The following is a 25,600-nucleotide window of genomic DNA, read 5'->3' on the forward strand; positions in this document are numbered from 1 at the left end:
ACAAGGATGAAGATATTAATCATAGAAGATGAAAAGTTTAACGCGGCACGTTTGCAGCGTATCCTAAAAGAAATTGACCAGCCGGTTGAGATACTTGCCGTACTGGGAACCGTCGCAGAAAGTGTGGTGTGGTTTAAGGAAAACCCCGGACCCGACGTTGTGTTGATGGATATACGGCTGGCTGACGGACTAAGCTTTGATATTTTTGCGCAGACAAACGTGGCGAGCCCGGTTATTTTTACAACGGCTTATGACGAGTACGCGGTCAGGGCATTTAAGGTAAACAGCATTGATTATCTGCTTAAACCGATCGAAAAAGATGAACTGGAAACTGCCTTACAGAAAGTTAAGCCCGTAGCAGCTATGTCAATGGATCACAATCTTTTACAGGTGCTTCGGGTATTTAAAGAGCGGAGCCAGGTATACCGCAAGCGGTTTTTGCTGCCGAGTTATGATGGTTTTAAAACTGTGTCCGTTGAAGATATTGACCTGGCTTACTCCGAATTCAAGCTTACCCATCTTGTTTTAAAAAACGGTACGGTTGAAACGGTGCCACAAAGCATGGAAGATCTCGAAGACGAGCTTGATCCGGATGCTTTTTTCAGGGCCAATCGTCAGGTTATCGTTGGTGTGCATTGCATCGAAAGTATTCAAAATGATTTTAACGGGAAATTGAGAATAATACTCAAAAGAAACGCTGACAATGAGGTGCTGGTGAGCAGGGAAAAAGCCCCTGTGTTTAAAGCCTGGCTTGACAGGTAGGCAAGTGCTAATGTTTTAATCGGGTTACAGCCTGGTATATTCAAGCGGAAGGGCAGCTTTTGTTCAAGACGACGTAGAATCTGTGAAGGATAATAAAAATATGAGCCGAATAATTGATTTATTCGGCTCATATTTTTATTATATTTGAGCCAAATAGAAAAGCTAATCGGCTCATGAAATACAATTGGGAACTACCGGATTGGGCGGATTTTAAATATTCGCTTGACGCTATCGAAACGCAGCTTTATGCTTTTGCTCTCGAAACCGGCGAAATAACGGGAATCCTGAAATCATTGCCAAAAGATATCCGGGAAGCCTCGCTGCTGGAAGTAATGTTGTCTGAGGCTATCAAAACTTCTGAAATTGAAGGCGAGTTCCTGAGCAGACAGGATGTGATGTCTTCAATTCGGAATAACCTCGGGCTGAATGAAACCAGGGAGCTGGTTCGTGATGAAAAATCAAAAGGTATCGGAGCGTTAATGGTGGATGTCAGAAGAACTTACCAAGAGCCTTTGACTGTCGACAAACTGTGGGACTGGCATAAGCTGTTACTGGGTAGTTCATTACGTATTCGTATCGGACAATGGCGGTCGGGAGATGCGCCGATGCAAATTATCTCAGGTAGTATCGGCAAAGAGAAAATACACTTTCAGGCACCGCCATCCGGGCGTATTCCTGACGAAATGAGTCGTTTTATTCAATGGTTTAACGACACAGCAGCCGGTGGAATACGTGCTATAAGCAGTGCTCCGGTAAGAGCGGCCATTGCTCATTTATATTTTGAAACAATACATCCTTTCGAAGACGGGAATGGGCGAATAGGCAGGGCCATAGCGGAGAAGACGTTGTCCCAAACCCTTGGAAGGCCTGTGATGATGAGTTTGTCCCGGACTGTTGAAGCCGACAGAAAACAATATTATACTGCACTCGAACATGCTCAAAAAAGTAATGAGATCACAAAATGGGTAACCTATTTTGCAGAAGTTGCTTTACAGGCGCAAAGAGAGAGCCGGCAACTGATCGATTTTACACTTCAAAAGACACACTTTTTTGAGCGTCACAAAAAACAGCTCAATGACCGCCAGACCAAGGTTATTCAAAAGATGCTGGAAGCAGGACAAAAAGGGTTTGAAGGTGGGATGTCGGCTAAAAAATACATGTCTGTTGCAAAAACTTCGAAGGCCACGGCTACAAGAGATTTGCAGATGCTGGTTGAAATTGGAGTTTTTGAAACGCTTGGAGGGGGTAGGAGTGTCCGTTACGAGCTGGTGTTGTGAGAAACCAATTCAATGAATCTGATTCGTGAAATAAACAAAATTTTTAATTTAATCTTCACATAACGGTCCGATTTTTAGTAACTTTAATATGCACTAAAATCAACAGGTTATGAGCTATTTAAAGAGTATTTCTATCCTATCGGCGTTATTGATTTGTCTGTCATTTACTATGTTGCATCACGGCTGGGCGGATTATGATCAAACCAAAGTACTTGATTTTAAAACCACGATTGACGAGTCGGTTTATGAAAATCCGCATGTACTGGTTAAAGTAAAATACAACAAGGAGACATGGACGGTTTTTCTGGCGCCAACAAGTCGGATGAATGACCGTGGATTAACAGGCGATATGATCAAAAAAGGCACATCCGTGAGACTTGTGGCCTATCCCCACAAAACAGAGAAGGGAGAAATGCGCGCCGAAAGAATATTTGTCGACGGAAAGAAATTTGAATTACGCTAACCGTGCCTGAATTTTTTGACTGGCTGGAAAAAACTTCCTGGGCGGTAAACATCCGCCAGTCGCTATGGTTATACCCGGCTCTGGAAATTGCCCATATTGTGGGTATTGTCGCACTTGTCGGGGCTGCTTTTATGTTTGATTTACGACTATTGGGTTTTTCTAAAAATTTGCCCCTAAATGGTTTGTCCCGTCATTTGTTGCCATGGTCGCAGCGGGGACTTATCCTGATTCTTCCTTCAGGGATTTTATTGTTTATTACCAATGCGAAAGCGCTAGCGTTTGATCCGGTATTCTGGATAAAATTGCTTTTGCTATTCGTCGCCGCACTAAATGTTTTTGTCTTTCACCGATTTGTTTTTAATGACAAAGACGATTTGCGGGGCTCCGAAGAATTGCCGCTTTTTTCAAAAGTGTCGGCCATCATTTCCATAATCGTCTGGATCGCTATCATTGCCTGCGGCCGGTTATTGGCTTATTAGATCATGATGGTTAGTCGGATTATGAATTCCACCAGCCGAAAGTTGACTGCTAATCGCGGAAAAGTCAATAAGGATGATCAGTATTTTTTGTCATGTAACGGGTTTAGGTATTTGTACTCCAAAACAGAAACAACACCAATACTTAAATCCGCGGGTAATTTTTATGAAAAAGATCTTTCTTCTGGCTGTTCTCGTTTTTATATCCCTTGCGTCAAAGCCACGAAAAATAACCTGGGTTGCCATCGGAGATTCGATTACTTATCTTAACGATCACCAGAACGAAACCGGGAACAGGGTGACAAAAGGCTACATGACTTTGATCAGTGAAAAGCACCCGAATATCGAATATAAAAATCAGGGGCATAACGGATGGACTTCAGTAAATATCGCTGATAAAATAGAATCACTGGAGATTGTCAAAGCGGATGTTTACACGGTGTTTCTCGGTACGAATGACTGGTGGCAGGGAAAGTCGTTGGGGACGATAACAGATTATCAGCAAAATACGGGAACGGGGACGGTTTACGGGGCATTCCGGATTATCAATAACAAGTTAAAACAGCTCAATAAAAAAGCCAGGATTATTTTGATAACGCCTATGCAGCGAGGCGATTTTGTTTACATCAACAGTTCGAAAAATAATGCTTATGGTTCTTATAAACCTAAAAAGGAACAAACATTAGAACAGTTTGCCAATGCTATTGTTGAAATCGGGAAATTTGAAAAAGTCCCGGTTGTTGACCTATACCATGACAGCGGTATTACGCTGGACAATATGGTAAGTTTTAAAAAATTAAAAGACCCGCAAACAGGCGGCTATAAAAACTATACCTATCCGGAATATACAACAATACCATTTGATCCCTTAAAAGACGATTACCCTTATCCGGTTGAAGCTGTGAATATGACTTACGACGGGCTGCATCCGTCCGACAAGGGATATCAGGTGATCGCCGATATGCTTGCTGCGAAATGGAAGGGGCTCAAATAAATATTCCTTTTTTCCAGGATTGAAATTCCGGGCTACAAAATCGGTTGTGCCGATGGCACTGTTACGTTTTAATGCCGTACAGTGCCGTAGGGCACGACCGATCTTGTAGCAACGGAATTCATTCCGTTGAATTTTGAAATTTTTGAATTTTGAAAATCAATTTCATTCGGGAATTTGTGACCAGATTTATGTTCATATGTCTTAGAATAAGAGACACATGAATTTGATTTGGACACCATGGCAAATACGTATCACCAAATGTATATCCAGGCCGTTTTTGCGGTAAAATATCGGAAAGCGGCTATTCAGCTTGCCTGGAAAAAGGATCTTTTCGGCGTGATCGGAAACCTGATCAATGAAACAGGCTGTAAAACCTTAATTGTAAACGGTGTAGAAGACCACGTACATTGCTTCTTTGGTTTAAAACCTTCCGTATCTATTTCGGATGTTATGAAAAATGCAAAAGCTAAGTCTTCCAAATGGGTTAATGAAAGTAGATTATTGCCGCACAGATTTGAATGGCAGGAAGGATATGCATCTTTTTCATATAGCCGGTCCCATATTAATGCCGTTCATACATACATCCAAAATCAGGAAGCACATCATAACAAGAGAACTTTTAGAGAAGAATATGTCGATATGCTGACAAAATTCGACGTTAATTTCGATGAAAGATATATTTTCAACGACTTAATTTGATTCACGATTGAAATCCTCCGCTACAAAATCGGTCGTGCCGATGGCATTAAGGTATTAAAACGTAACAGTGCCGTACGGCGCGACCGATCTTGTAACAACGGATTTTAATCCGTTGTTTAATCAATAATATTCCAATTCCAGCACAATAGGGGTAGTTGTATCATCTTCACCATTGGCGTTGATGAATCCTCTTGTAATGGTAATCTTTTTTGGATAGCCGTTTGGCAGATATTCGTAGGCATAGGTAGACTTTACACCCCGGTCATTAGCATTGTAAATCGTCTCCTTAATAATGTTATTCGGACTGATCGCATAGTTTGAAAAATCACCTTCCCAGTCGATGCCCAGCTTGAAGAACGGATTGTGGTTTGTATCGTATTGAAAATCAGACTTGTCGGTTTTCGTAGTCTGCGATTTTTTAATGCTCCACGTTTGGGATACATTATTTTCCGAGTTTCTGACGTAGGTAACCACATAACTGTCATCGGCGGATGAACTTACATTTTGCCGTGTAATGAATCCGGCTTTGTTAAAAAGATAATTTCTGTTTAAGGTCACCGAAGTAAAGAAATTTTGTTCCGCAATTTCTCGTGTTGAATCTGTTTTCGCCGCGTTGAACTGGAAGCTGGTACGCGGTTTTTGATTTTCAGAGACAAACTCTGTTTCGGGAATAATGTCCGCTACTGCTATGTCAAATTTTGCAGGCACGCCTGCATTTCTTGTAAAAACACCAGTCGAAAAGAACTTTGGTTTTGAAAAAGCCACGTATTTTTTAAAGCTGCTCATGTAGCCTTTGCTATACGCGTATTCGATCAACAGCGTGCCGTTGCGGGTAACTTTTTTTAGCTTTACGTCAACCGTATCGACTCCGAAAGGAGACTGGTATTTGTTGGCAACAACTGGATCTGGTTCTTCTGCTTTTGAGCTACAGGAAATGGAAGCAAATAACAATATCAGATAGAAAATATTTTTCATGCTTGGTTCGGTTTTTTGATTGTCCTATTAAAACTAATTTGTTAAACTTATTATTGGGTCAATACACAGTAATGTTAAGTTTCTTTAAATTTAATTTTTAGCCGGAAGGTCAAATCACTGAAACTGGTGCATAAAACGCAGAAGTTAGATGCAATTATACAAATTAATTCTAGTTGTCATAATTATTCTTTCTACAATTTATCTTGCTACATCGTATTTTCAGTTTATTCAGGAATCTTATCTTCTGGAATTCATCCATCTGGCGATACCTGACATCCATCCTTCTTATTGTAGCCTTTATCATATTTTTATACTAGGGCTTTTTTTTCTTTTGCAATTTTAAGCATCAATCACAATCTATTAAAATGAAGACATTTCTCCTTGCTATTATTTTTACTGCCTTATTTTCGCCGGTATTCGCCCAGTTTCCTGCCGGAGGAGGTGCTCAGCCAAAGGCTTTGCCGGGTACAGCCGGGGACCAGACACCAAAAGGTAACTCCAAAATATCGGGAGCTATCGTCGATTCAGCAGCGGCAAAAGGGGTTGAGTTCGCCAGTATCGCACTTTACAACATAAAAACCGGAAAAGCCATCGATGGTACGGTCGCAGATGAAAAAGGAAAGTTCTTGTTAACCAAAATTGTTGCGGGCGACTTTAAGATATTGATCTCTTTCATTGGTTATCAAAATAAAACCATCGACAATATTACCTTAGCGAAAGGACAGGAACTTGATCTGGGAATCATTAAGCTGACAGCCAATGTAAAACAGCTCGATGAAGTTACGGTAACGGGCCAGGCGGCGCTTATCGAAGAAAAAGTGGACCGGCTTGTCTACAATGCAGAAAAGGATATTGCAGCCAAAGGCGGCGATGCAACGGATGTTTTAAGAAAAGTACCGCTCCTTACGGTAGATCTTGACGGAAACGTGTCGCTACGAGGCAGCCAGAATATCAAAGTTTTGATTAATAATAAACCCAGTACGATCGTTGCCAGCAGTGTTGCTGACGCGTTGAAACAGATTCCGGCAGATCAGATCAAAACCGTTGAGGTAATTACCAGTCCGTCGGCCAAATACGATGCAGAAGGTTCGGGTGGTATTATCAATATCATTACCAAAAAGAACAGTCTTCAGGGCTTAAACCTGAACGTGTATGCGGGCGTTGGTAACCGTGGCTCAATGCTTTCGCTGAATGGTGGTTATAGAAAAGGCAAAGCTGGATTTACGATAGGAGGTTTTGGTCGTGGCAATTACAACACGATGACAAAGACGACACTGGATCAAAGCAGTACCGTGGATGGCGTAAAAACGTTGACGAATCAGACGGGTGATGGATCAAGCAAGGGATTGTTCGGCCAATACAATGTCGGGTTTGATTACGATCTTGCTAAAAACCAAAGTCTTACTGCCGGGGTGCGTTACGGCTTGCGTAATTTTCTGAGCCAGCAAGATCTCATTACGAAATTGTATAAGCAGGGAGAGCTCACGGAAACCTCCGGGAGAAATGTAGACGCGAAAAATCTTTCGGGTACGGTTGACGCCAATATTGACTATTTGCATACATTCAAACCGCAGCAGGAGTGGAGTGTCTCTACGCTATACAGTCGCAATGACCTGACGAATAATTTTGACGCCGACCTTCTGAATGCAAACAAAGCGGTTTCGAGCCGTGAACGTAATGAAAACAAGAACATTAACCAGGAGTTTACGCTTCAGACCGATTATCAGACACCGATCAAGAAAAATCAATTGCTTGAATTTGGAGGAAAAGGTATTTTCAGGGAGGTAAACAGCGACTATAAATACTTGATCGCTGATAAGAACGGAGACTTTGTCAAGGAAGTTAGTCAGCCTTCCGGAGAACTGACGTATCACCAGAATATTGCCGCAGCTTATTCGTCGTACACCTATACAACCAAGAAAAGATACACACTTAAAGGAGGGCTTCGTTACGAACACACCTTTATAGACGCAAGCACACGTGAGGGCGGAAGAATTGGTGTGGGAAATTATGGTGTCCTGGTGCCAAGTGTCAATGCATCCAAAACCATCAAAGGAACAACCTTGAAGCTCGGTTACAACCGTCGTATTCAGCGTCCGGGACTTGCCCAGCTTAACCCCAATTTTAACGCAGCCAATCCACAGAACATTACCATCGGTAACCCGGAACTGCGCCCCGAGTTAACCAATAACTTTGAACTGGGTGTAAGTAAAAATATCAAAAAGGTGTTTGTGAATGCGACTTTCTTTGGACGGGTTACCAATAATGCAATCAGCCAGGTGCGTCAGCCTTCTGACACACTTCCGGGTGCCGTTGTGACGACTTTCCAAAATATCGGGCGCCAGCATGCCTATGGTACCAACCTTTTTGCAAATGTCGCAGCGACCTCCAAAATTAATTTCGGGCTGTTTCTGAACGCATTTTATACGACATTAAGTGGACAGTCGCTGAGTTCGGGCGGCGTTACGGAAAAATTAACCAATACAGGTGTCAATGTGAGCGGAGGTGTTTTTTCCCAGGCACAGTTTAAAAATGGCTGGGGAGCGCAGGCTTTTGGTTTCATGCAGGGTACGCAAATTCAGTTACAGGGGAAACAGGGCGGTTTTGGCTTCTATACGGTTGGTGTGAAAAAAGAATTTAGAAATAAAAAGGGAAGCCTTGGCCTGGCTGCGGAGAATTTCCTGAGCAAGCGTTACAGAATGCATACCGAGTTAAATTCGGAGCAGTTTAACCAGATTAGTAATGTTTATCTGTATAACCGTGGCGTCCGTTTGACTTTCCAGTATAAAATTGGTAAGATGACGATGGACGCGCCGAAGAGAAAGGCCAAGTCGGTAAATAATGATGACGTGAAGGGTGACGGAAGTGGCGGACAGCAGCAATCCGGTGGCAATGCACCCGGCGGTGGCCAGCCTAAATAGTAAATTACTTACAATCAACTTTTTATAAATTGCAAACTAAAAATCGACCTGAACAATGAAAAGAAACCAGTTATTTATCGCGCTCGTAGCAGCCAGTATCTCGGTAAGCAGTTATGCGCAGACGGTAGACGAAATTGTCGAAAAACATGTTGCGGCCATGGGCGGCCTTGATAAATTAAATGCTGTGAGCACGCTGGTGACAGAACGTTCTCTTGCCGTGCAAGGGATGGAAATTCCCACTAAAACCACGTTGGTTGTAGGGAAATCATTGCGTAGCGAGTCAACGGTCATGGGCAATTCCATGGTGCAGGTGGTTGCAGATTCAAAAGGCTGGATGATTCGCCCAACGATGATGGGTGGTACCGGGGAACCTGAGGATATGCCTGCCGATCAGCTAAAACAACAAACCAGTCAGCTTGATCCGTTCGGTGGTTTGGTTAACTACAAAGATAAAGGGAATACTGTTGAGCTTATCGGCAAGGAAAAGCAGGACAAAAGGGATGTTTATCATTTAAAGGTGACATCCAAAGATGGCCAGGTTATTGACGAATTCCTTGATGCCAATACTTATCTGTTAAGTAAGGTAAAGGCAAATATGAACGGTCAGGACGGAGAGATTAATTTTTCTGAGTACAAAGATTACGAGGGTATCAAATTCGCCAGTTCTATGGATATTACCAATCCGCAGATGGGTGTCATGACTTTCATTACCAATAAAGTAACGATTAATAGCAAAATAGATGACGCTGTATTTAAAAAACCGGTGAAATAAATCTGATCATTTAGATAACAAAGCGAAAAGCCCAGGTTTCATAAACCCGGGCTTTTCGCTTTGTTAAATGTGTATATTTTCATTTTTAATCTCAAAATATAACAAAAATGATGCTAACTGGGTTTAATTAATCTTTTATTAATCATTCTGTTAATCCTTGCCGTGTACTTTGCGCAAAATTTTACCCGAAAACGGAATTGAATTTTTACATAAATCTTTAATTTTTATAACAAATTATGATTAGAGTACCGGTTCTGTTGCCTTCTTCAATTGTCATTCGAACCCCGGTCGATTAATTCTTAAAAACTTTACCATGAACAACAAAATTTGGATCGTTTGTATCCTGACAGCCTTTATTATGATAACCTGCCAGGTTTCCCGTCAGAAACCTGCCGATAACACGCTGAGGACAACTGCTGCTTCGGTGGAAGCAATTCCCGCTTTTACGGCAAATCCGTCACCGGCTTATCTGACACCGGAGCAAAGTCTGAAAACATTCCGTTTGCCCAAGGGATATCATCTGGAACTGGTGGCGAGTGAACCGATGATCCATGAACCGGTGGCCGTTGCCTGGGACGGAAACGCACGGATGTATGTGGCGGAACTAAATACCTACATGCAGGACGTGGAGGGCACCGGCGAGCATGAACCCACCAGCAGGGTTATGCTTTTGGAAGATACCGACAACGATGGCAGGATGGATAAAAGTTCTGTTTTTATTGATAAAATGCTGCTGCCCAGAATGATTTTGTGTGTTGGGCACGAGCTGCTTGTCAATGAAACGGACACTTACAATATTTACAGTTACAAGGATACGAATGGGGATGGAATCGCGGATGTAAAAAGACCGGTTTATACACCGAATAAAAAAGCGCCGGGAAACCTGGAACACCAGCGAAGCGGTCTGGAATGGAACGTTGATAACTGGATTTATACCACGGTTGACCCGGTACGCTTCCGGTATTCAAAAGGAATGCTGGTTCCGGATTCAATCCCAAGCGGCTCCAATGGTCAATGGGGATTAACCCATGACAATTTCGGGCGCCTTTTCTTTTCTTCAGCGGGTGGAGAAGTGCCGGCGCTGGGTTTTCAGATTAATCCGGTTTATGGGCGGCTGGAATTTAATGATCAGTATACCAGGGAGTTTAATGAGGTTTGGCCGATTATTAAAACACCAGATGTTGAAGGCGGATTAAAACGTCTGAGAGCGGATACGACGCTAAATCATTTCACGGCAAGCTGTGGGCAAGTAATTTTTCGCGGTGACCGTTTGCCAAACGATTTGCAGGGAGATCTGCTGATCAGTGAACCGGTAGGCCGGTTGATCCGTCGGGCCAAAGTGATTGATAAAAATGGCAAGATCACGCTGGAAAATGCCTATCAGAAAGAAGAGTTTATCGCATCAACCGACATGAATTTCCGTGTTGTAAATATGTACACCGGGCCGGATGGGAATCTGTATCTGGTTGATATGCATCGTGGTATTATTCAGGAGGGGAACTGGACGGGACCTAATAGTTATCTACGGCCTCAGATTAAGCGGTATGGTCTGGATAAAAACATTCAGCATGGCAGAATTTACCGTCTTGTTCATGACGGAATGAAACCTGGGCCTAAGCCCCAACTTTTGGACGAGTCGTCGAAAAAGCTTGTTTCCTATCTCAACCATCCCAACGGCTGGTGGCGGGATAATGCGCAGAAAGAACTGATTCTGAGAAATGATCAATCGGTTGTTGCTGGCCTGAAAGCAATTGCGGCCGGTCAGTCTAATAAACATATCAAAGGAAACACCGCCCTCAGTCGTCTGCACGCTCTTTGGACACTGGAAGGTTTGGATGCTTTGGATAAAACGATTGTGACCGCAGCTTTGAAAGATCAGGACGCGGAAGTAAGAAAGGCCGCTATTCGGCTAAGTGAAATTTATCTAAAACAAAATGATGAACAGATGATTGATCAGCTGGCAAGTTTGAAGGCGGATGTGAGCAATGACGTGAAGATGCAGCTGATTTTGTCTCTATCATATAGCAAATCGCCAAAAGCAAAGGATTTGGTGACGACATTACTGACTGCATCAAACGGCAATGAAATACTCGCCCGTGCGCAAAAAAGTATTGATAAAAATGAAGATTCCAAAAAGTTCGGACTTCGCCTGGGCCGACTGGATGAAACGGACCGTAATCTAATACTAAATGGCTCTGTAATCTATAAATCTCTTTGCACAGCATGTCACGGTGTCGATGGAAAAGGGTTGTTAAGCAAAACAGCTCCGCCATTGGTAGGTTCAAAAAGGCTCGGTAGAGGCAAGGATATGGCCTTGCGAATATTGCTACATGGACTTTCCGGTCCGATTGACGGTGAAACCTATCCAAGCGAAATGCCAGCCATGGGCGATAACGATGATCAATGGATTGCCTCCGTACTGAGTTACGTACGCCACGAATTTGTAAACGCGCCACCCATACGGCCGGCCGATGTAAAATCAGTACGTGAGCAAACGGCAGGACGTAATAAATCATGGACCGTGACAGAATTGTCCGGCATGTAGGGGCAACCCTCGTGGTTGCCCGAATCCCAGTTTTGATCCCCGATCAAAACTGGGATTCCCAAAAATCAAAGAAAAGGAGAAAAAATCCCAACCAACCATGAAAATCAGAATTGATTTAACATCCTCGCTGTGCCTGTTTGTTATTATTTCAGAAAAACCACAGGCGCAATCCCAGGATTTGCATACGAAAAAACAACCTGGCACGGCTTTGACCGTTTGATTTAGTCATGGATAAAGATGAACTACAAACCGAGACAGAACTTTTAAAGAGAGGTTTTGTGATAACCTTTATTACCCCAGGTCCTTCAAAGATCGTGAATTTCATTACGCGTAACACGAAATAGTTTTTCAAATTTTATCATTAGATCCGATGCGTAAAGTAATATTGCTTGGACAGCTTTTGCTGAGTTTTTGCATGTACAGTGCCCGTGAAAAGGAAAAACCGGGGCGGGATGAGGACTGGCCAAACTACGGTGGGAATAAAGCAGGAAACCGGTATTCTCCACTCGATCAGATTAATACGGGAAATGTACAAGCATTGCAGGTTGCCTGGATGTATGATGCGTCGGAGAAACCGAATCCGGCAAATCCCGGCAGGCAACGCAACCGTGCCATTCAGTGCCAGCCGATTGTTGTTAACGGAATTATGTATGGCACGACACCCGAACTGAAATTATTTGCCCTCAAAGCTGAATCGGGCGAGCAGCTTTGGAAGTTTGAACCCGGTAAAAACGACAAACTGAATTCCAACCGGGGCGTGGTATACTGGCGGAGTGGAAGTGATCAGCGTATATTGTATACGGTTGGTTCCGGTTTGTATGCAGTCAACGCTGAAACGGGACAGATTATCAAAAGTTTTGGTGTCGAAGGCAGAGTTGATATTCATGAAGGTCTTTCGACGAATATGGATCATGATGTCAGCGTTTTATCGGTTAATGCGACCAGTCCGGGGATCATTCATAAAAATACTTTTATTCTGGGATCGGCTGTTTCCGAATCCGGCGATGCAGCGCCAGGGCATATCCGGGCGTTTGACGTCGTGACCGGTCGGTTGAAATGGGTTTTTCACACCATTCCCCAGCCGGGAGAATTTGGCTATGAAACCTGGCCGAAAGGAGCTTATAAGAAAATCGGTGCTGCCAACAATTGGAGTGGCATGAGTGTAGATGAAAAAAGAGGCGTTGTATATTTCGGGACGGGATCGCCCGCCTCGGATTTTTATGGAGGTGATCGGAAAGGCGCCAATCTTTTTGCGAACTGCATACTGGCACTGGACGCCGAAACGGGTAAAATGAAATGGTATTATCAGACGATCCATCATGATCTGTGGGACCGGGATCATCCAAGCCCTCCGAACCTTACCACCATTAAACATAACGGAAAGAAAGTCGATGTGCTGGTGCAATCCACAAAAGACGGGCTGGTTTATGTGCTTGACAGGGATAAAGGGACTTCCATATTTCCTGTCAAGGAACGTGCGGTTCCAACCGAAGGTCTTCCGGGTGAACATCCTTATCCTACACAAAAATATCCCGTTAAGCCACTACCGTTATCCCGTCAGATTTTTACTGAAAATGATATTACAGATCTTTCCCCGGAGTCTCATGCTTATGTGAAAGAACGTTATCAGAAAATAAAAACGAATAACAAATTTGCTCCGCCAAGTACAACCGGAACATTACTTTTTGGTTATAGCGGAGGTGCAGAGTGGGGCGGAAATGCTGTGGATCCCGAAGGTGTTTTTTACCAAAATGCGAACGAAGAGCCTTGGGAGCTGATTATGATGGACGCCGCCCAAAAGAAAACCGACGCTCCGCGTACTTTGGGAAACGCGCTTTATATGACAAACTGTTCAGCTTGTCATGGCCAGGACAGGAAGGGTAGTGGTAACGAGCTGCCATCGCTTGTCGATATCGGAAAGAAATTAAATACAGCGTCGATCCAAAGTATCCTGAAAACCGGAAGCGGACGGATGCCTGCATTCTCACATTTGTCTGAAAAAGAGCAGGACGCGATTATTAGTTTTTTGTTTAACATCGAAAAGGATCAGAAAATGGTTGTTGAGACAAAAACAAAGCCGGTCGAAAAAAATGCTTTTCCCTATAAACCCGCCTACGTAACCAAGAGCTGGCAAAGATTTACAGACCAGAATGGATATCCGGCCGTCAAGCCGCCGTGGGGAACTTTGAATGCAATTGATTTGAATACAGGCGAATATCTCTGGCGGGTGCCGCTCGGAGAATATCCTGAATTAGCAAAAAAAGGTATTCCGACAACGGGTACAGATAGTTATGGCGGCCCGTTGGTTACCGCTGGCGGCCTTGTTTTCATCGCCGGAACGAAGGACGAAAAAATCCGTGCTTTTGACAAAAGGACGGGAAAGGTTGTGTGGGAATATCAGTTGCCCGCGGGTGGTTTCGCTACGCCGATTACCTACCAGATCAATGGGAAACAATATGTTGCGATTGCAGCAGGTGGCGGAAGAGGCCAGAAAATAGGAGGAAATTACATCGCTTTTTCATTAAAATAAAACGGAACCCGATTACCTATGTTTAAATCAGAAAAAAATGCAGATAACAGTCGTCGTCATGCGATGAAACTGCTCGCCGCCGGCTCTACTGCCGGGTTGTTCTCCTTGTTTGAAACACCGCAAGCCCGGGCCGAAAAGTATGAAAAACCGGCTTATGCCAAGGGAATGGCACCGGTGACGATTAAAAGTGTAAGGGCCATCACAACCGCGCCGGGTGGGTCCAACCTGGTAATCGTCAAAGTGGAAACATCCGAGCCGGGTTTGTATGGGTTGGGCTGTGCCACTTTTACGCAACGGGCGTTGGTGGTTATTCCTGCGATCAACGTTTATCTGAACGAGTTTTGCGTTGGGAAGGATGTCGATAATATTGAAGATATGTGGCAATCCGCTTATGTGAGCTCGTATTGGCGAAATGGACCGGTTTTGAATAACGCATTGTCGGGATTGGACCAGGCTTTATGGGATATTAAAGGCAAGCGGGCGAACATGCCGGTTTACCAGCTTTTGGGCGGGAAAACCCGGATTGCCGTGGACACTTATACACATGCAAGCGGGCCCACGCCCGAAGCGATCGCCGATAAAGTGCAGCAGTATATGTCCGAAGGGTTCCGTCATGTCCGGATTCAACAAGGCGGGTATGGTGGCGTAGGGGCCATGGACGAAATCAAGCCGGATTTTAAAACGGCCGGTTTCGGCAGGGCAACCGACGATTTCAGTGACCAGCGGACGTATTTGAAACGTGTGCCCAAAATGTTTGAAATGGTGCGTAAAAAATGCGGCGAGGATGTTGAGCTTTTGCACGATATGCATGAGCTGGTCGAGCCTATGGATGCGATTAATATGATCAAAGGCCTCGAAGAATACCGTCCCTATTTTGTAGAGGATCCGTTTTCTCCGGAAAATATGGGCTGGTTTAAACAGCTTCGGCAAAGTACAACCGTTCCGATCGCGATGGGGGAGCTTTTCAATAATATCAATGAATTCCGTGATCCTATGGCAAATCAGTTGTTCGACTATATCCGCTGTCATGTTTCTCAGTTGGGCGGCATTACACCGGCCATGAAGGTCGCGCGTCTGGGCGAATGGTTTAACGTGAAAACGGCATGGCACGGCCCGGGTGATACTTCGCCGGTGGGGCATGCCGCCAATAATAACATGGATATCGCGATCTGGAATTTCGGGATTCAGGAATCACAAAAGTTCAGCGAAAAGGTTCAGGAAGTTTTTCCGGGCTGTCCGACGATCAGGAATGGTTATTATTATGTCAACGAAACACCGGGGCTTGGTATTGATATCAATGAAAAGGAAGCTGCCAAATATCCGATCGGCTCCAAATCCAGATGGACTGTGAGAAAGAACGATGGGACGATTTTGAAGCCTTAACTGAGATTTATCGAATCGCCGGGTTCGCCGGGTTGAAACCCGACGCTACGGTATTGGTCGTGCCTGCGGCACTTTGTCGGTGTGGTTTTGTGTCGCAGGTATGGTTGGTTTTGGAAATGAGTAGGTTATGGATTTGTTGATTAATATAATCTGGTTTTTTATTTAAATTATTAAATAAAATTGCAAAAAAATAGCACTGTTAATCATTTATTAAGATTTTCTTAATGCCGTGATTCTAAGTTTGCCAGACTTATTTGTTAACCTTCTTGGCAAAAATCACATGAATGATACAGACTTGTGGAGGAACTTCCGAAGCGGAGATGATGCTGCCTTTTCCATGTTGTACCGCAGTTATATTGAGATACTTTACAAGTATGGTCATAAACTTACACCTGACAGCCAGCTGGTTGAAGACTCGATTCAGGATATGTTCGTTGAGCTTTGGAACAGTCGGCAACGGTTGTCGGATACGGATTCTATCAAGTTTTATCTGTTCCGGGTATTGAGACGAAAGATTACTCAAAATCCGTTGAGTCGGAGTGCCGTGGGTATTGATGTTCTGAGTTACGAGCAAAAGTTCTTTTCTACTTCCGCAGAAAGCCAGCTGATTGCTTCTGAAAATGAAGGAGCAAGAACCAGGATGCTTGGCAAAGCACTTCTGAAACTTCCACCGAGGCAGCAGGAAGTCGTAAATCTTCGCTATTACCATGAATTTAACCATCAACAGATTGCCAATATTATGAACATCTCGTTGCAATCTGTCCATAATACGCTTCAAAAATCAATGAAAGGGCTGAGGGGGATTCTTTCGGATTATTCAGAGATTATTTTGAGCTTTTTTACGCTGTTGATTTTCAGGTAGTTGTAGTTGATTGTGTGAAAAATTTAAATATTTCAAAAAAAAGTTTAATTCCTGGGGTAATCCCAGCCGGTTATCCCCATTTGATAAATGAATAAGGGAAACCAGATTTTCTATGAATTATTTGTCATTTGAACCGGAGGATTTTGCTGTCGACGATTTTTTTTGTCGCTGGGTGCTTGCTCCCACACCAGAAGCCGAAGTTTTCTGGCGCGATTGGCTAAATGAAAATCAGTTCAAAAATAAAGACGTAGAAATGGCCAGACAATTGGTGTTGCTGGCTTCTGCGGATGAAGGCGTCGTGCCAACTTCTGAAACGGTCGACAGAATTTGGCAACGGATCGATGAAGGAAAGCAGGTCGGTAAAATTCATTTTCTGAGAGAGAGCAAATTCTGGATGAAAGTTGCGGCGGCGGTTTCACTACTGGTTATTGTTTTTGCTGGCTATTTTCACAAACGTATCCAAAGTCAGACTTATCGCACAGCTTTCGGGGAGTCAAGACGTTTGTTGTTGCCTGATAAGTCGCTTGTAACCCTCAATGCGAATTCAACCCTGCGTATTTCAGATGTTTGGGGGAAACCCACGGAACGTGAGGTCTGGCTTGAAGGGGAGGCGTTTTTTAGCGTGAGCAAAATCAGAAGAAACAACCAGTCTGTGAAATTTGTGGTACACACACCAGACCTGAATGTCGAGGTAAAAGGGACGGAGTTTAACGTGAACACGAGAAAAAATAAGACCAGGGTCGTATTGAGTGAAGGTCTCGTTCATCTCTATTTATGCGGTATTGGCGAGAAAAACGAGATCAGAATGAACCCCGGTGATTTGGTTGATTTTTCTAGCAACAATAAAAAACTGTCCAGAAAACATCTTGCTGATGCCAGTCCGGTTTACTCCTGGAAGAACAATATCTGGACGCTGGATGCTACCTCGCTGGAAGAAATCTCAGCACTTATTCAGGAAACGTATGGGCTGACCGTTAGTGTTGACAACGATTCATTAAAACGGAAAAAGGTAACCGGTATTATTCCCACAGACAATGTAGATGACCTGCTCAACGCCCTTGAAAGTATTCTGCCTATATCCATCGCGCGAAAGGAAAATGGCATCATGATTAAAAACATTCAGTAACCCTGCTTAATCGAAAATTGTACTAAAACTTAATTGTAATCTCATGAAAAAAATTAATCTACTCATGATGGGGTTGATTTCTTGCTGTCATTCCATTGCCGACGCCCAGACTTTTGCGCGCGGACAGGTCCCGCAAACAGATCAGCGTTCCCAAACAAATTACCGAAATCTCGACCTGGTTCTGAGAGATCTTGAAAAGAAACATTCGGTTTATTTCATGTACCACAACGACAAGATCAAGTGGATGCAGGTACAATATCAGATCAAGGCTGGTGAAGCGGTGGATGAAACGCTTAACCGGGTTTTGAAGCCAAACGGGCTGGACTACAAAAAACATGGAAAGATCTATGCGATTTTTCCGAAAAACGCCGATTCTGGCTCGATTAATGAGCTGAAACAGGCAATTAAACAAACACAGCTGCCATTTAACGATTCCGAAACAAACACAGGGTCGCCAATCAACCTACGTCCTGATCAGGCAGTTGTAGAGGGAAAACTAACGGGAATCAAGGGAAGGGTTTTGGATGAAAAAAATGACGGACTTCCCGGTGTGAGTATTGTTATCAAAGGCACACAAACCGGAACCACCTCCGATGTCAATGGCCAGTACCAGCTGGAAATTCCCGACGCGCAAGCCGCAAGCGCCGTCCTTATTTTCAGTTTTGTGGGTTATGAAAGTCAGGAAGTTTTGGTTGGTGGAAAAACTTCACTGGATATCAATCTTAAAGTGAGCGAACGCGGTTTGGATGAAGTGGTTGTGGTAGGTTATGGGGAGCAGCGCAAGAGTGAGGTGACGGGTGCAACCAGTACAGTTTCTGCGAAGGAAATAGCCAAACGACCTCTTTCAAGGTTGGAACAGGCCTTGCAGGGCACGACGGCGGGCGTGATGGTGGTGAGCCAGAATGGTCAGCCGGGCCAGGGGCTTCGTGTGAAAATCAGGGGTGCTAATTCGATTACGGGGAGTAATGAACCGCTTTATGTAATTGACGGAAACATCGGTTCGGGTTCTGATGTCAATGTAAATGATGTGGAATCCATAGAAATTCTCAAGGATGCGGCCTCTACTGCAATTTATGGTTCGAGAGGATCTAATGGTGTCGTGATGATTACCACCAAATCAGGAAAAACAGGAAAAATGCAGATCAATTTTGAATCCTGGGTTCAGAAGGCAATGATTCCCAGAAAGCTTGAGCTGATGAATGCTTACGATTTTGCACGTTCGGTGAATGCACAATTTGTGGCGACAGGAAGCACACCGGCTTTCAATGAAAGTCAGCTGAACGGTTTTAAGCAAAACGGTGGGACGGACTGGCAAAATGAATTGCATACAAAACCGTGGGTGAAAAATTATCAGCTGGATGTGTCAGGCGGGAATGAATCGGTTAAGTACCGGTTTTCTCTTGGCTATCTGGATCAGCCCGGAGTTATCTTGAATCAATCGTATAAACGTGCTTCATTCAGATCCAACATTGATACAAAGATCAATAGCCGGATGAACCTGAAATTCATTGTGGCAGCCACAATTCCGAAAAGCCACAATAACAGTTATGGTGGCGGTCTTGGCGATCCGTTTAATCAGGCCGTTGAATGGGACCCGACTTCGCTCGTGCGTGACCCGGTTACCGGAAATTATATCAACCGTTCTTCTTATGCGTCGATCCAGTTTAACCCTATCGCACAGGCCAACAGCCAGGTTGTTGACAATATCGGTACCAACGTTTCGGGAACTGCCACGCTTACTTACAGAATACTGGATGATCTGACATTTACTTCAACCAATGTTTATTCGATCGGTACGGGTTATGGCCAGCGGGCGTTCGGACCGGGAACAGGTGAGTATGATTCTAAATCAGATTATGCACAAGTTAACTCAAACCGCTCCCGAGGTTTTTTAAGCAGTAATTTCCTTACCTACAAGAAAAAATTCGGTGATCACGCACTGACAGTTACAGGTTTGTACGAGGCGATGTCAGGACAAAATACTGCCGTACAGGCAACCGCGAAGAATTTATCAACCTATTCGCTGGGTTATTATAATCTTAGTCTGGGCGCTACGCAGCAAACTTCTTCCACTTTTTCAGCCGATGTACTGCGGTCTTACATGGGAAGGGTTAACTATTCTTACAAGGAAAAATATTTCCTTACCGCCAGTTTACGAACTGATGGTTCTTCCCACCTTACCGATAAATACAGTTCTTTCCCGTCGGTTGGGGTAAGCTGGAATCTGGCGAACGAAGACTTTCTTAAAGATTCCCGATTTGTCAATAATTTGAAAATCAGGGCTTCTTACGGACAGACGGGCAATCAGGCCGTGGCGGCTTACTCAACCATCCCGGTTATCTCGACCGGCGGAACGCAGCCTGCCTATTATTTCGACGGAGCAACGCCGAGTGTGGCAACACCCCTGGGAGCTCCGGTATCTCCTTCGCTTAAATGGGAGGTCAAGACATCTTACGATATTGGTATAGACGCAGCATTTTTAAATGGCCGACTGACGTTTACCGCCGATGCCTACCAGAATACGGTGAATGACCTTTTGTATAATTATCAGGCTCCTTTCTATTTGGGAGGTGGCACTTACAGCCGGAATATCGGTAGTGTTTCCAACAAAGGACTAGAATTTGCTCTGGGGGGAACACCGGTGGTGACCGACAAAATTCGATGGAATACCAACTTTACCATCGCATTTAACCGCAATAAAGTACTCGACCTGGGTGGATTGGATAATGTAATTACAGGCGGTGTGACAGGACAGGGAATTTTGAAAGTAGGCCGTCCGCTCGGCGAGTTTTACGGATTTGATTTTCTGGGCACCTGGAAAAGCAGCGAGGCAGCGGCAGCAGCCGTGTTTGGGATGAAACCAGGGGATGCAAAGTATGCGGATGTAAACGGTGACCATGCTTATACTTCGGCAGATTATGTGCCGATCGGAAATGGTACGCCAAAATACAGTCTGGGTTTCATCAATGACGTTTCTTACAAAGCTTTTACGTTGAGTTTTATGTTTCAGGGTACGCAGGGAAACAAGAAATTTTCACAGACACAGGCATTTCTTTGGGGCGGATTGGGTGATATGAAAAATGCAACGACGGCGGAAGCTGTTCCTGAAAACTTATGGTCGCCTGAAAATGAAACCGACAATCCTGCATGGAGTAAAACCGGCAAGAACTATAACCTGAGCAGCCGTTATGTGTATGATGCAAGTTATATCAAACTTAAAAACGTTGCGATTTCCTATCGTCTGCCGACTGAACTGCTGAGCAAAATAAAGGTAAGAAGTTTGGAATTGTATTTGAGCGGGCAAAATCTTTTCACGATCACACCTTACAAAGGTTACGATCCGGAAGTTGAAAACGGCAATGACGCTATTTCACAAGGACAGGAGTTTGGGGTGATTCCCAATCCAAGAACCTACACGGTGGGAATTCGCCTGGGTTTGTGATCAATTCTGACTTAACCAGTAATTCTAAATTTGATTAAAGACTATAAAATGAAGACAAGATATTCAATAGTGGCATCGATCGTTTCTATGATGGTTTTTGCCGGATGCCAGTCGCTCACGGAAGATCCCAAGGGAACGTTAACGCCGGTAACTTATTTTAAAACACAAAGTGACCTGGACGCCTCGGTGGCAGCCATGTACGTGCGCCTGGCCAGAGATGGTGGCTGGGGATTCACCAGCAAAGAGACTTCCTATTTTGGCTCAGATGATTACACCACCGACCCGGGACTTAACAAACAGGACCAGCGTGATTTTGATAAACTGGCTGGTGGAAGTACCAACCAAAGTATGGTCGCGCAGTGGCAGGGCCCCTGGGAAACAATTTATCAGGCCAATAACGTCATAGCCAATTTTGATAAAGTGAATTCCACACCGGAACTTAAAAATGCTGCTGCCGGGCAAGCGTATTTTCTGAGAGGGTTATGTTATTATTATCTGGTAAGAACATTTGGTCAGGTTCCGATCATTTTGGGAACCATTGATGTAAATGAAAGACCGCCGAGAGAAGAAATAGCCAAGGTTTATGCGGCGATTATCAGCGACTTACAAACGGCGAAAACCATGCTCGGGACCAAGCTGGAACAAGGCAAGCCTAATAAATATGCCGCAAGTTCCATTCTGGCCGATGTATATCTGACCATGGCTGGCTGGCCGTTGAACCAGGTGAGCAATTATGCGTTGGCTGCTGCCGAAGCAAAAACGGTTATTGATGCCAATGTGTATAATTTGAACACGGCCTATGACAAGGTTTTCACGACGAACAACAGCACGGAATCCATTTTTGCCCTTCAATACAATGTCTCGGGCGGCTTGCCAAACCGCAGGTTCGGATCCAGCAATATTCCTTTGGATGAAGTAGCGGTTGATGGATCAAGCGGTTGGGATGATGTATATCCTGAAATTGCGTTTTTTGAAAAAGCACCTGAATGCAGTCGCACCGACCTGACTTTTTATACAACGCTTAAATTGAGACAACCCGACAAAACCACGTTTAAACTGGTGCCGTGGAATTCTTCCGAAACCCATGCCAAGCATCCGTATTACAAAAAATTCAGGGCAGGACTTAATGGCGATGGTGTGAAGGAAACAGATACGCAGCTTCTTTCGATACAGCCAAGTACAAACAAGGCGACCGATATCATGCGTTATCCGCTGGTCCTTTTGAATTTCGCTGAGGCGTCGGCTATGGCCGGAGGCGCACCGACACCAGAAGGTTATGCAGCGATTAACCTGGTGAGGAAGCGTGCGGGATTGCCTGATTTGCCAGGCGGACTTGCCCAAACGGCTTTCCGTGATGCGGTGGTTTTTGAACGGGCGTACGAATTTGCCGGCGAATTTGGTGTGCGCTGGTTTGATATCGTCCGTCTGCAATTGCTCCCGAAAATTATAGCTGAAAGAAATCCGGTAGAAAATCCGATTCCGGCCGGGACGAATATCAGCCAGAAATACATCGCGCCAATTCCTTATACCGAAATGGTACGGAATCCGGCCTGGAAGCAGAATGACGGGTACTAATAAGTCCCTGCGTTCATAAAATTGACTTTGGTTTAACCGTGTGCAAGTACGGTTAAACCAATTTGTGCTATAATTTTAGTTGTAAAAAATACATTCTGTCAAACCTGAAAATGAAGACTTTGAAACAAGCGAAAACAAATGTTATGAAGCCGAAAAGACTTATCGTATTTCGGTTGATCAGTCTTTTGGTTCCGTTTGTACTGCTGTTTTTGTTGGAATTAACCCTGCGTATTTTTCATTACGGATATGATCTCAATTTGTTTATCGAATATCCCAGAGACAAAAATTTTCTATTCCTGAACCCGGATGCGTCCAAAAAATATTTTTCCAATCAAAGGAATGCCACGACTGGAAATGTGGAACCTTTCAGGAAGAAAAAGGATGCAAACACACTGAGAATCTTTGTACTGGGTGAATCGACAACGATCGGTTATCCTTATTTTCATAACGGCTCTTTTCACCGCTGGCTTCAATACCGGTTAACGCATACGTATCCGGATCGAAATTTTGAAATTATTAATGTTTCACTAACCGCGGTAAATTCATATACGGTTTCAGGTTTTGCGAGAGAAGTGGTGAATTATCAGCCGGATGCCGTGATGATTTACACAGGTCATAATGAATATTACGGCGCTTTGGGTGTTGGGTCAACGGAGAAAATAGGAGGGAGCCGTTTTCTGGTTAAGCTGATCCTTTATCTGAGAGAATTTAAGATAACGCAGTTGCTTACAGCGCTGATTGAAAAGGTTAATCCGCTCAATGAGTCAGCAAATGCTACCCAGGATGGAACCAGGATGCAACGCATGGCTGCTGATCAAAAAATTGTTTATCAGTCGGAATTGTATCAGCGGGGCGTAACGCAGTTTCGTCATAATCTCAATGAAACGCTGGAAGTTTTTAACAAAAACGATATCCCGGTTTTTATCAGTAATCTGGTAAGCAATGAAAAGGATTTGAAGCCATTTGTGAGCTTTTCGGCTGACAATAGCAAATTTCCGGAATTCTCTAAAAGTTATGACGAAGGTTTGAAAGCATTAAAGTCGGGCGATAATCAAACCGCTTTTAACAGTTTTCAAAAAGCGGATCAGATTTATGACGGACATGCCCTTTGTAATTATTACCTCGGGCAGACTTCCCTGGTTTTGGGCAATGTCAAACTGGCGGCTGCATGTTTTTCAAAAGCGAGAGATCTTGACGGATTGCGGTTCCGGGCTCCTTCTGTGTTTAATACAACTATAAAAGATTTGGCCGACCGGTATTCGAACGTGTATCTGGTTGACACGAAAGCAATTTTTGAAGCAAATTCAACAAATCATATCGTAGGCGATGCGCTTATTCTGGAACATGTGCATCCTGATTTGAAGGGTTATGCGCTGATGTCGGATGTCTTTTACAAAGCTTTGCAAAAAGCAAGACTTGTTGATGCTGAACCGGCTGAAAATATAACTTTTCCCCGATTGTTAAATGAAATGCCTATTACAAGAGTTGATTCTTTGTCTGGGCTTTACAAAGTGGAAAAACTTAAAAACAGCTGGCCCTTTAAAGAAACGATGCATGCTAAAATGCCGGAAACAACATCTTTTGAGGCGAAACTGGCTTTTGATCTTGCCAACAGAAAGATTCAATGGTTGGATGCTATGAATGCCTTGTTCGATTACTACATACAGCGTAAAGACTTGATCAATGCAAGAAAAACAGTGGAAACCCTCGTACTTGAATATCCGCTGGAAGCGGGTTATTACTTGAAATCAGCCATGTTGAACGGAGAAATGAGGGATGAAAACAAAGCATTATTCAGCTTCAAAAAAGCCTTTGCATTGTCGCCGTCTTTCGATATTGCCTGGTATATATTTGTGATCTGTCTCAAAACAGACCGGCCTGCCGAAGCCATGCCCTATTTGGATTATGCCGTGGCGAACAATACTTCGCGTTTTGATCTAAACCAGTTGAAAGCAAATGCCCAGACTATTGTAGCGCTTCAAAAAAGATACCGGGCGGACACAACCAATACCCGGATTTTAAACCAGATTGCTCAGGTTTATCTCAAAATGGATAACAAAGAAGCGGCCTTTAAGTATGTACAAAAAGTTTTGAAAACCGAGCCACAAAATAAAACCGCTTTAACGTTGGCATTTGAATTGAAGTAATTGGCTTATTTTCTATCGGTTAAAGCGACTTTTATGCCTAGGGCAATCAGCGTAAATCCGCAGAATTTATTTATATAACCAGAAACTTTGCCATTGTTTTTTAACCTGGCGAAAATGGAAGAGGCAAAGACAGCCAGAAACAAACACCAGATTGCCCCCGTAGTCACAAACGTTATACCCAGGGCCAGAAAAGGGAGCACTGTATTTTTTAAGGTCGGATCAATGAATTGTGGAAGAAAAGCTATAAAAAACAAGGCTACTTTTGGATTCAACAAGTTGGTCATGATGCCAGTCCGATATATTTTTCCGTAGTCAATTGATGGTTCTTGCACGATTTCGCCTGTGTCAAGTCGGCTTTTATCAGTCAGCATCTTATAACCCATATACAACAGATATATAGCTCCGGCGTACTTGATGATGTTATAAAGCAGAATCGATTTTGCAATAATGATTGAAAGTCCTAACGCGGCGAGGATCGTGTGAATAATACTACCGGTCCCGATACCCAAAGCGGAAATAATTCCTGCCTTTCTATTTTGTCCGATGGTCCGTGTTAAAATAAAAATAGTATCGTTACCAGGTGTGATGTTCAGTAAAATACAGGTTAGTAAAAAAGTTTCAAATTGGATTATTCCGCTCATAGTAAACGTG

19 protein-coding genes are annotated in these 25,600 nt (G+C 43.8%); 17 read left to right on the top strand and 2 right to left on the bottom strand.

Annotation, left to right across the window (positions count from 1 at the left end):
- The first annotated feature begins 6 nt into the window (after window positions 1-6).
- From RB622_RS12695 to tnpA, 6 genes are all read left to right on the top strand, one after another.
- Window positions 7-762, top strand: a complete 756-nt coding sequence (locus RB622_RS12695) for a LytTR family DNA-binding domain-containing protein (protein WP_308046930.1) — start codon at window positions 7-9, stop codon at window positions 760-762.
- A gap of 173 nt (window positions 763-935) precedes the next feature.
- On the top strand, window positions 936-2,039 hold the full coding sequence (locus RB622_RS12700; protein ID WP_308046931.1) for a Fic family protein: 1,104 nt from the start codon (window positions 936-938) through the stop codon (window positions 2,037-2,039).
- A 109-nt stretch (window positions 2,040-2,148) separates the two neighbouring features.
- Window positions 2,149-2,502: a DUF6152 family protein gene (locus RB622_RS12705; protein WP_308046932.1), complete on the top strand. Its 354-nt coding sequence runs from the start codon at window positions 2,149-2,151 to the stop codon at window positions 2,500-2,502.
- Between the two features lie 2 nt (window positions 2,503-2,504).
- Window positions 2,505-2,981 carry a DUF6644 family protein gene (locus RB622_RS12710; RefSeq protein WP_308046933.1) on the top strand — a complete coding sequence of 159 codons (477 nt, stop codon included), beginning with the start codon at window positions 2,505-2,507 and terminating at the stop codon, window positions 2,979-2,981.
- Window positions 2,982-3,144: 163 nt separating this feature from the next.
- Complete coding sequence (locus RB622_RS12715) at window positions 3,145-3,972, top strand: SGNH/GDSL hydrolase family protein (protein WP_308046934.1); 828 nt, start codon at window positions 3,145-3,147, stop codon at window positions 3,970-3,972.
- A 237-nt stretch (window positions 3,973-4,209) separates the two neighbouring features.
- Window positions 4,210-4,671: an IS200/IS605 family transposase gene (gene tnpA / locus RB622_RS12720; protein WP_308046935.1), complete on the top strand. Its 462-nt coding sequence runs from the start codon at window positions 4,210-4,212 to the stop codon at window positions 4,669-4,671.
- A gap of 120 nt (window positions 4,672-4,791) precedes the next feature.
- On the opposite strand, the gene RB622_RS12725 is transcribed toward tnpA, so the two are convergent.
- Window positions 4,792-5,646: a hypothetical protein gene (locus tag RB622_RS12725; protein WP_308046936.1), complete on the bottom strand. Its 855-nt coding sequence runs from the start codon at window positions 5,644-5,646 to the stop codon at window positions 4,792-4,794.
- 365 nt (window positions 5,647-6,011) lie between these two features.
- Here RB622_RS12725 and RB622_RS12730 point away from each other — a divergent pair, with 365 nt between their 5' ends.
- The 11 genes from RB622_RS12730 (at window position 6,012) to RB622_RS12780 (ending at window position 24,949) form a co-directional block, all read left to right on the top strand.
- Window positions 6,012-8,567, top strand: coding sequence for a TonB-dependent receptor domain-containing protein (locus tag RB622_RS12730; RefSeq protein ID WP_308046937.1), 2,556 nt, complete (start codon window positions 6,012-6,014; stop codon window positions 8,565-8,567).
- A 55-nt stretch (window positions 8,568-8,622) separates the two neighbouring features.
- Entirely contained in the window at window positions 8,623-9,339 is a 717-nt protein-coding gene (locus tag RB622_RS12735; protein WP_308046938.1) for an outer membrane lipoprotein-sorting protein, read from the top strand.
- Between the two features lie 313 nt (window positions 9,340-9,652).
- Window positions 9,653-11,884, top strand: coding sequence for a c-type cytochrome (locus RB622_RS12740; RefSeq protein WP_308046939.1), 2,232 nt, complete (start codon window positions 9,653-9,655; stop codon window positions 11,882-11,884).
- A gap of 97 nt (window positions 11,885-11,981) precedes the next feature.
- Window positions 11,982-12,104 (top strand): hypothetical protein, encoded by a 123-nt coding sequence (locus RB622_RS12745; RefSeq protein WP_308046940.1) that lies wholly within the window; start codon window positions 11,982-11,984, stop codon window positions 12,102-12,104.
- 150 nt (window positions 12,105-12,254) lie between these two features.
- The gene (locus tag RB622_RS12750) at window positions 12,255-14,414 is read left to right on the top strand and encodes a PQQ-binding-like beta-propeller repeat protein (RefSeq protein WP_308046941.1); all 2,160 of its coding nucleotides are present in this window, start codon (window positions 12,255-12,257) and stop codon (window positions 14,412-14,414) included.
- A gap of 18 nt (window positions 14,415-14,432) precedes the next feature.
- On the top strand, window positions 14,433-15,797 hold the full coding sequence (locus RB622_RS12755; RefSeq protein WP_308046942.1) for an enolase C-terminal domain-like protein: 1,365 nt from the start codon (window positions 14,433-14,435) through the stop codon (window positions 15,795-15,797).
- A 280-nt stretch (window positions 15,798-16,077) separates the two neighbouring features.
- Window positions 16,078-16,659 carry a sigma-70 family RNA polymerase sigma factor gene (locus RB622_RS12760; protein WP_308046943.1) on the top strand — a complete coding sequence of 194 codons (582 nt, stop codon included), beginning with the start codon at window positions 16,078-16,080 and terminating at the stop codon, window positions 16,657-16,659.
- A gap of 112 nt (window positions 16,660-16,771) precedes the next feature.
- Window positions 16,772-17,785 (top strand): FecR domain-containing protein, encoded by a 1,014-nt coding sequence (locus RB622_RS12765; RefSeq protein WP_308046944.1) that lies wholly within the window; start codon window positions 16,772-16,774, stop codon window positions 17,783-17,785.
- 43 nt (window positions 17,786-17,828) lie between these two features.
- Complete coding sequence (locus RB622_RS12770) at window positions 17,829-21,227, top strand: TonB-dependent receptor (protein ID WP_308046945.1); 3,399 nt, start codon at window positions 17,829-17,831, stop codon at window positions 21,225-21,227.
- Window positions 21,228-21,275: 48 nt separating this feature from the next.
- On the top strand, window positions 21,276-22,802 hold the full coding sequence (locus tag RB622_RS12775) for a RagB/SusD family nutrient uptake outer membrane protein (protein ID WP_308046946.1): 1,527 nt from the start codon (window positions 21,276-21,278) through the stop codon (window positions 22,800-22,802).
- Window positions 22,803-22,945: 143 nt separating this feature from the next.
- A complete protein-coding gene (locus RB622_RS12780; protein ID WP_308046947.1) occupies window positions 22,946-24,949 on the top strand; it encodes a hypothetical protein in 2,004 nt (667 codons plus the stop codon).
- Window positions 24,950-24,954: 5 nt separating this feature from the next.
- On the opposite strand, the gene RB622_RS12785 is transcribed toward RB622_RS12780, so the two are convergent.
- Window positions 24,955-25,590: a LysE family translocator gene (locus RB622_RS12785; protein ID WP_308046948.1), complete on the bottom strand. Its 636-nt coding sequence runs from the start codon at window positions 25,588-25,590 to the stop codon at window positions 24,955-24,957.
- Window positions 25,591-25,600 lie beyond the last annotated feature (10 nt).

This window comes from Dyadobacter sp. LHD-138, assembly GCF_030929615.1.
Lineage (GTDB): Bacteria > Bacteroidota > Bacteroidia > Cytophagales > Spirosomataceae > Dyadobacter.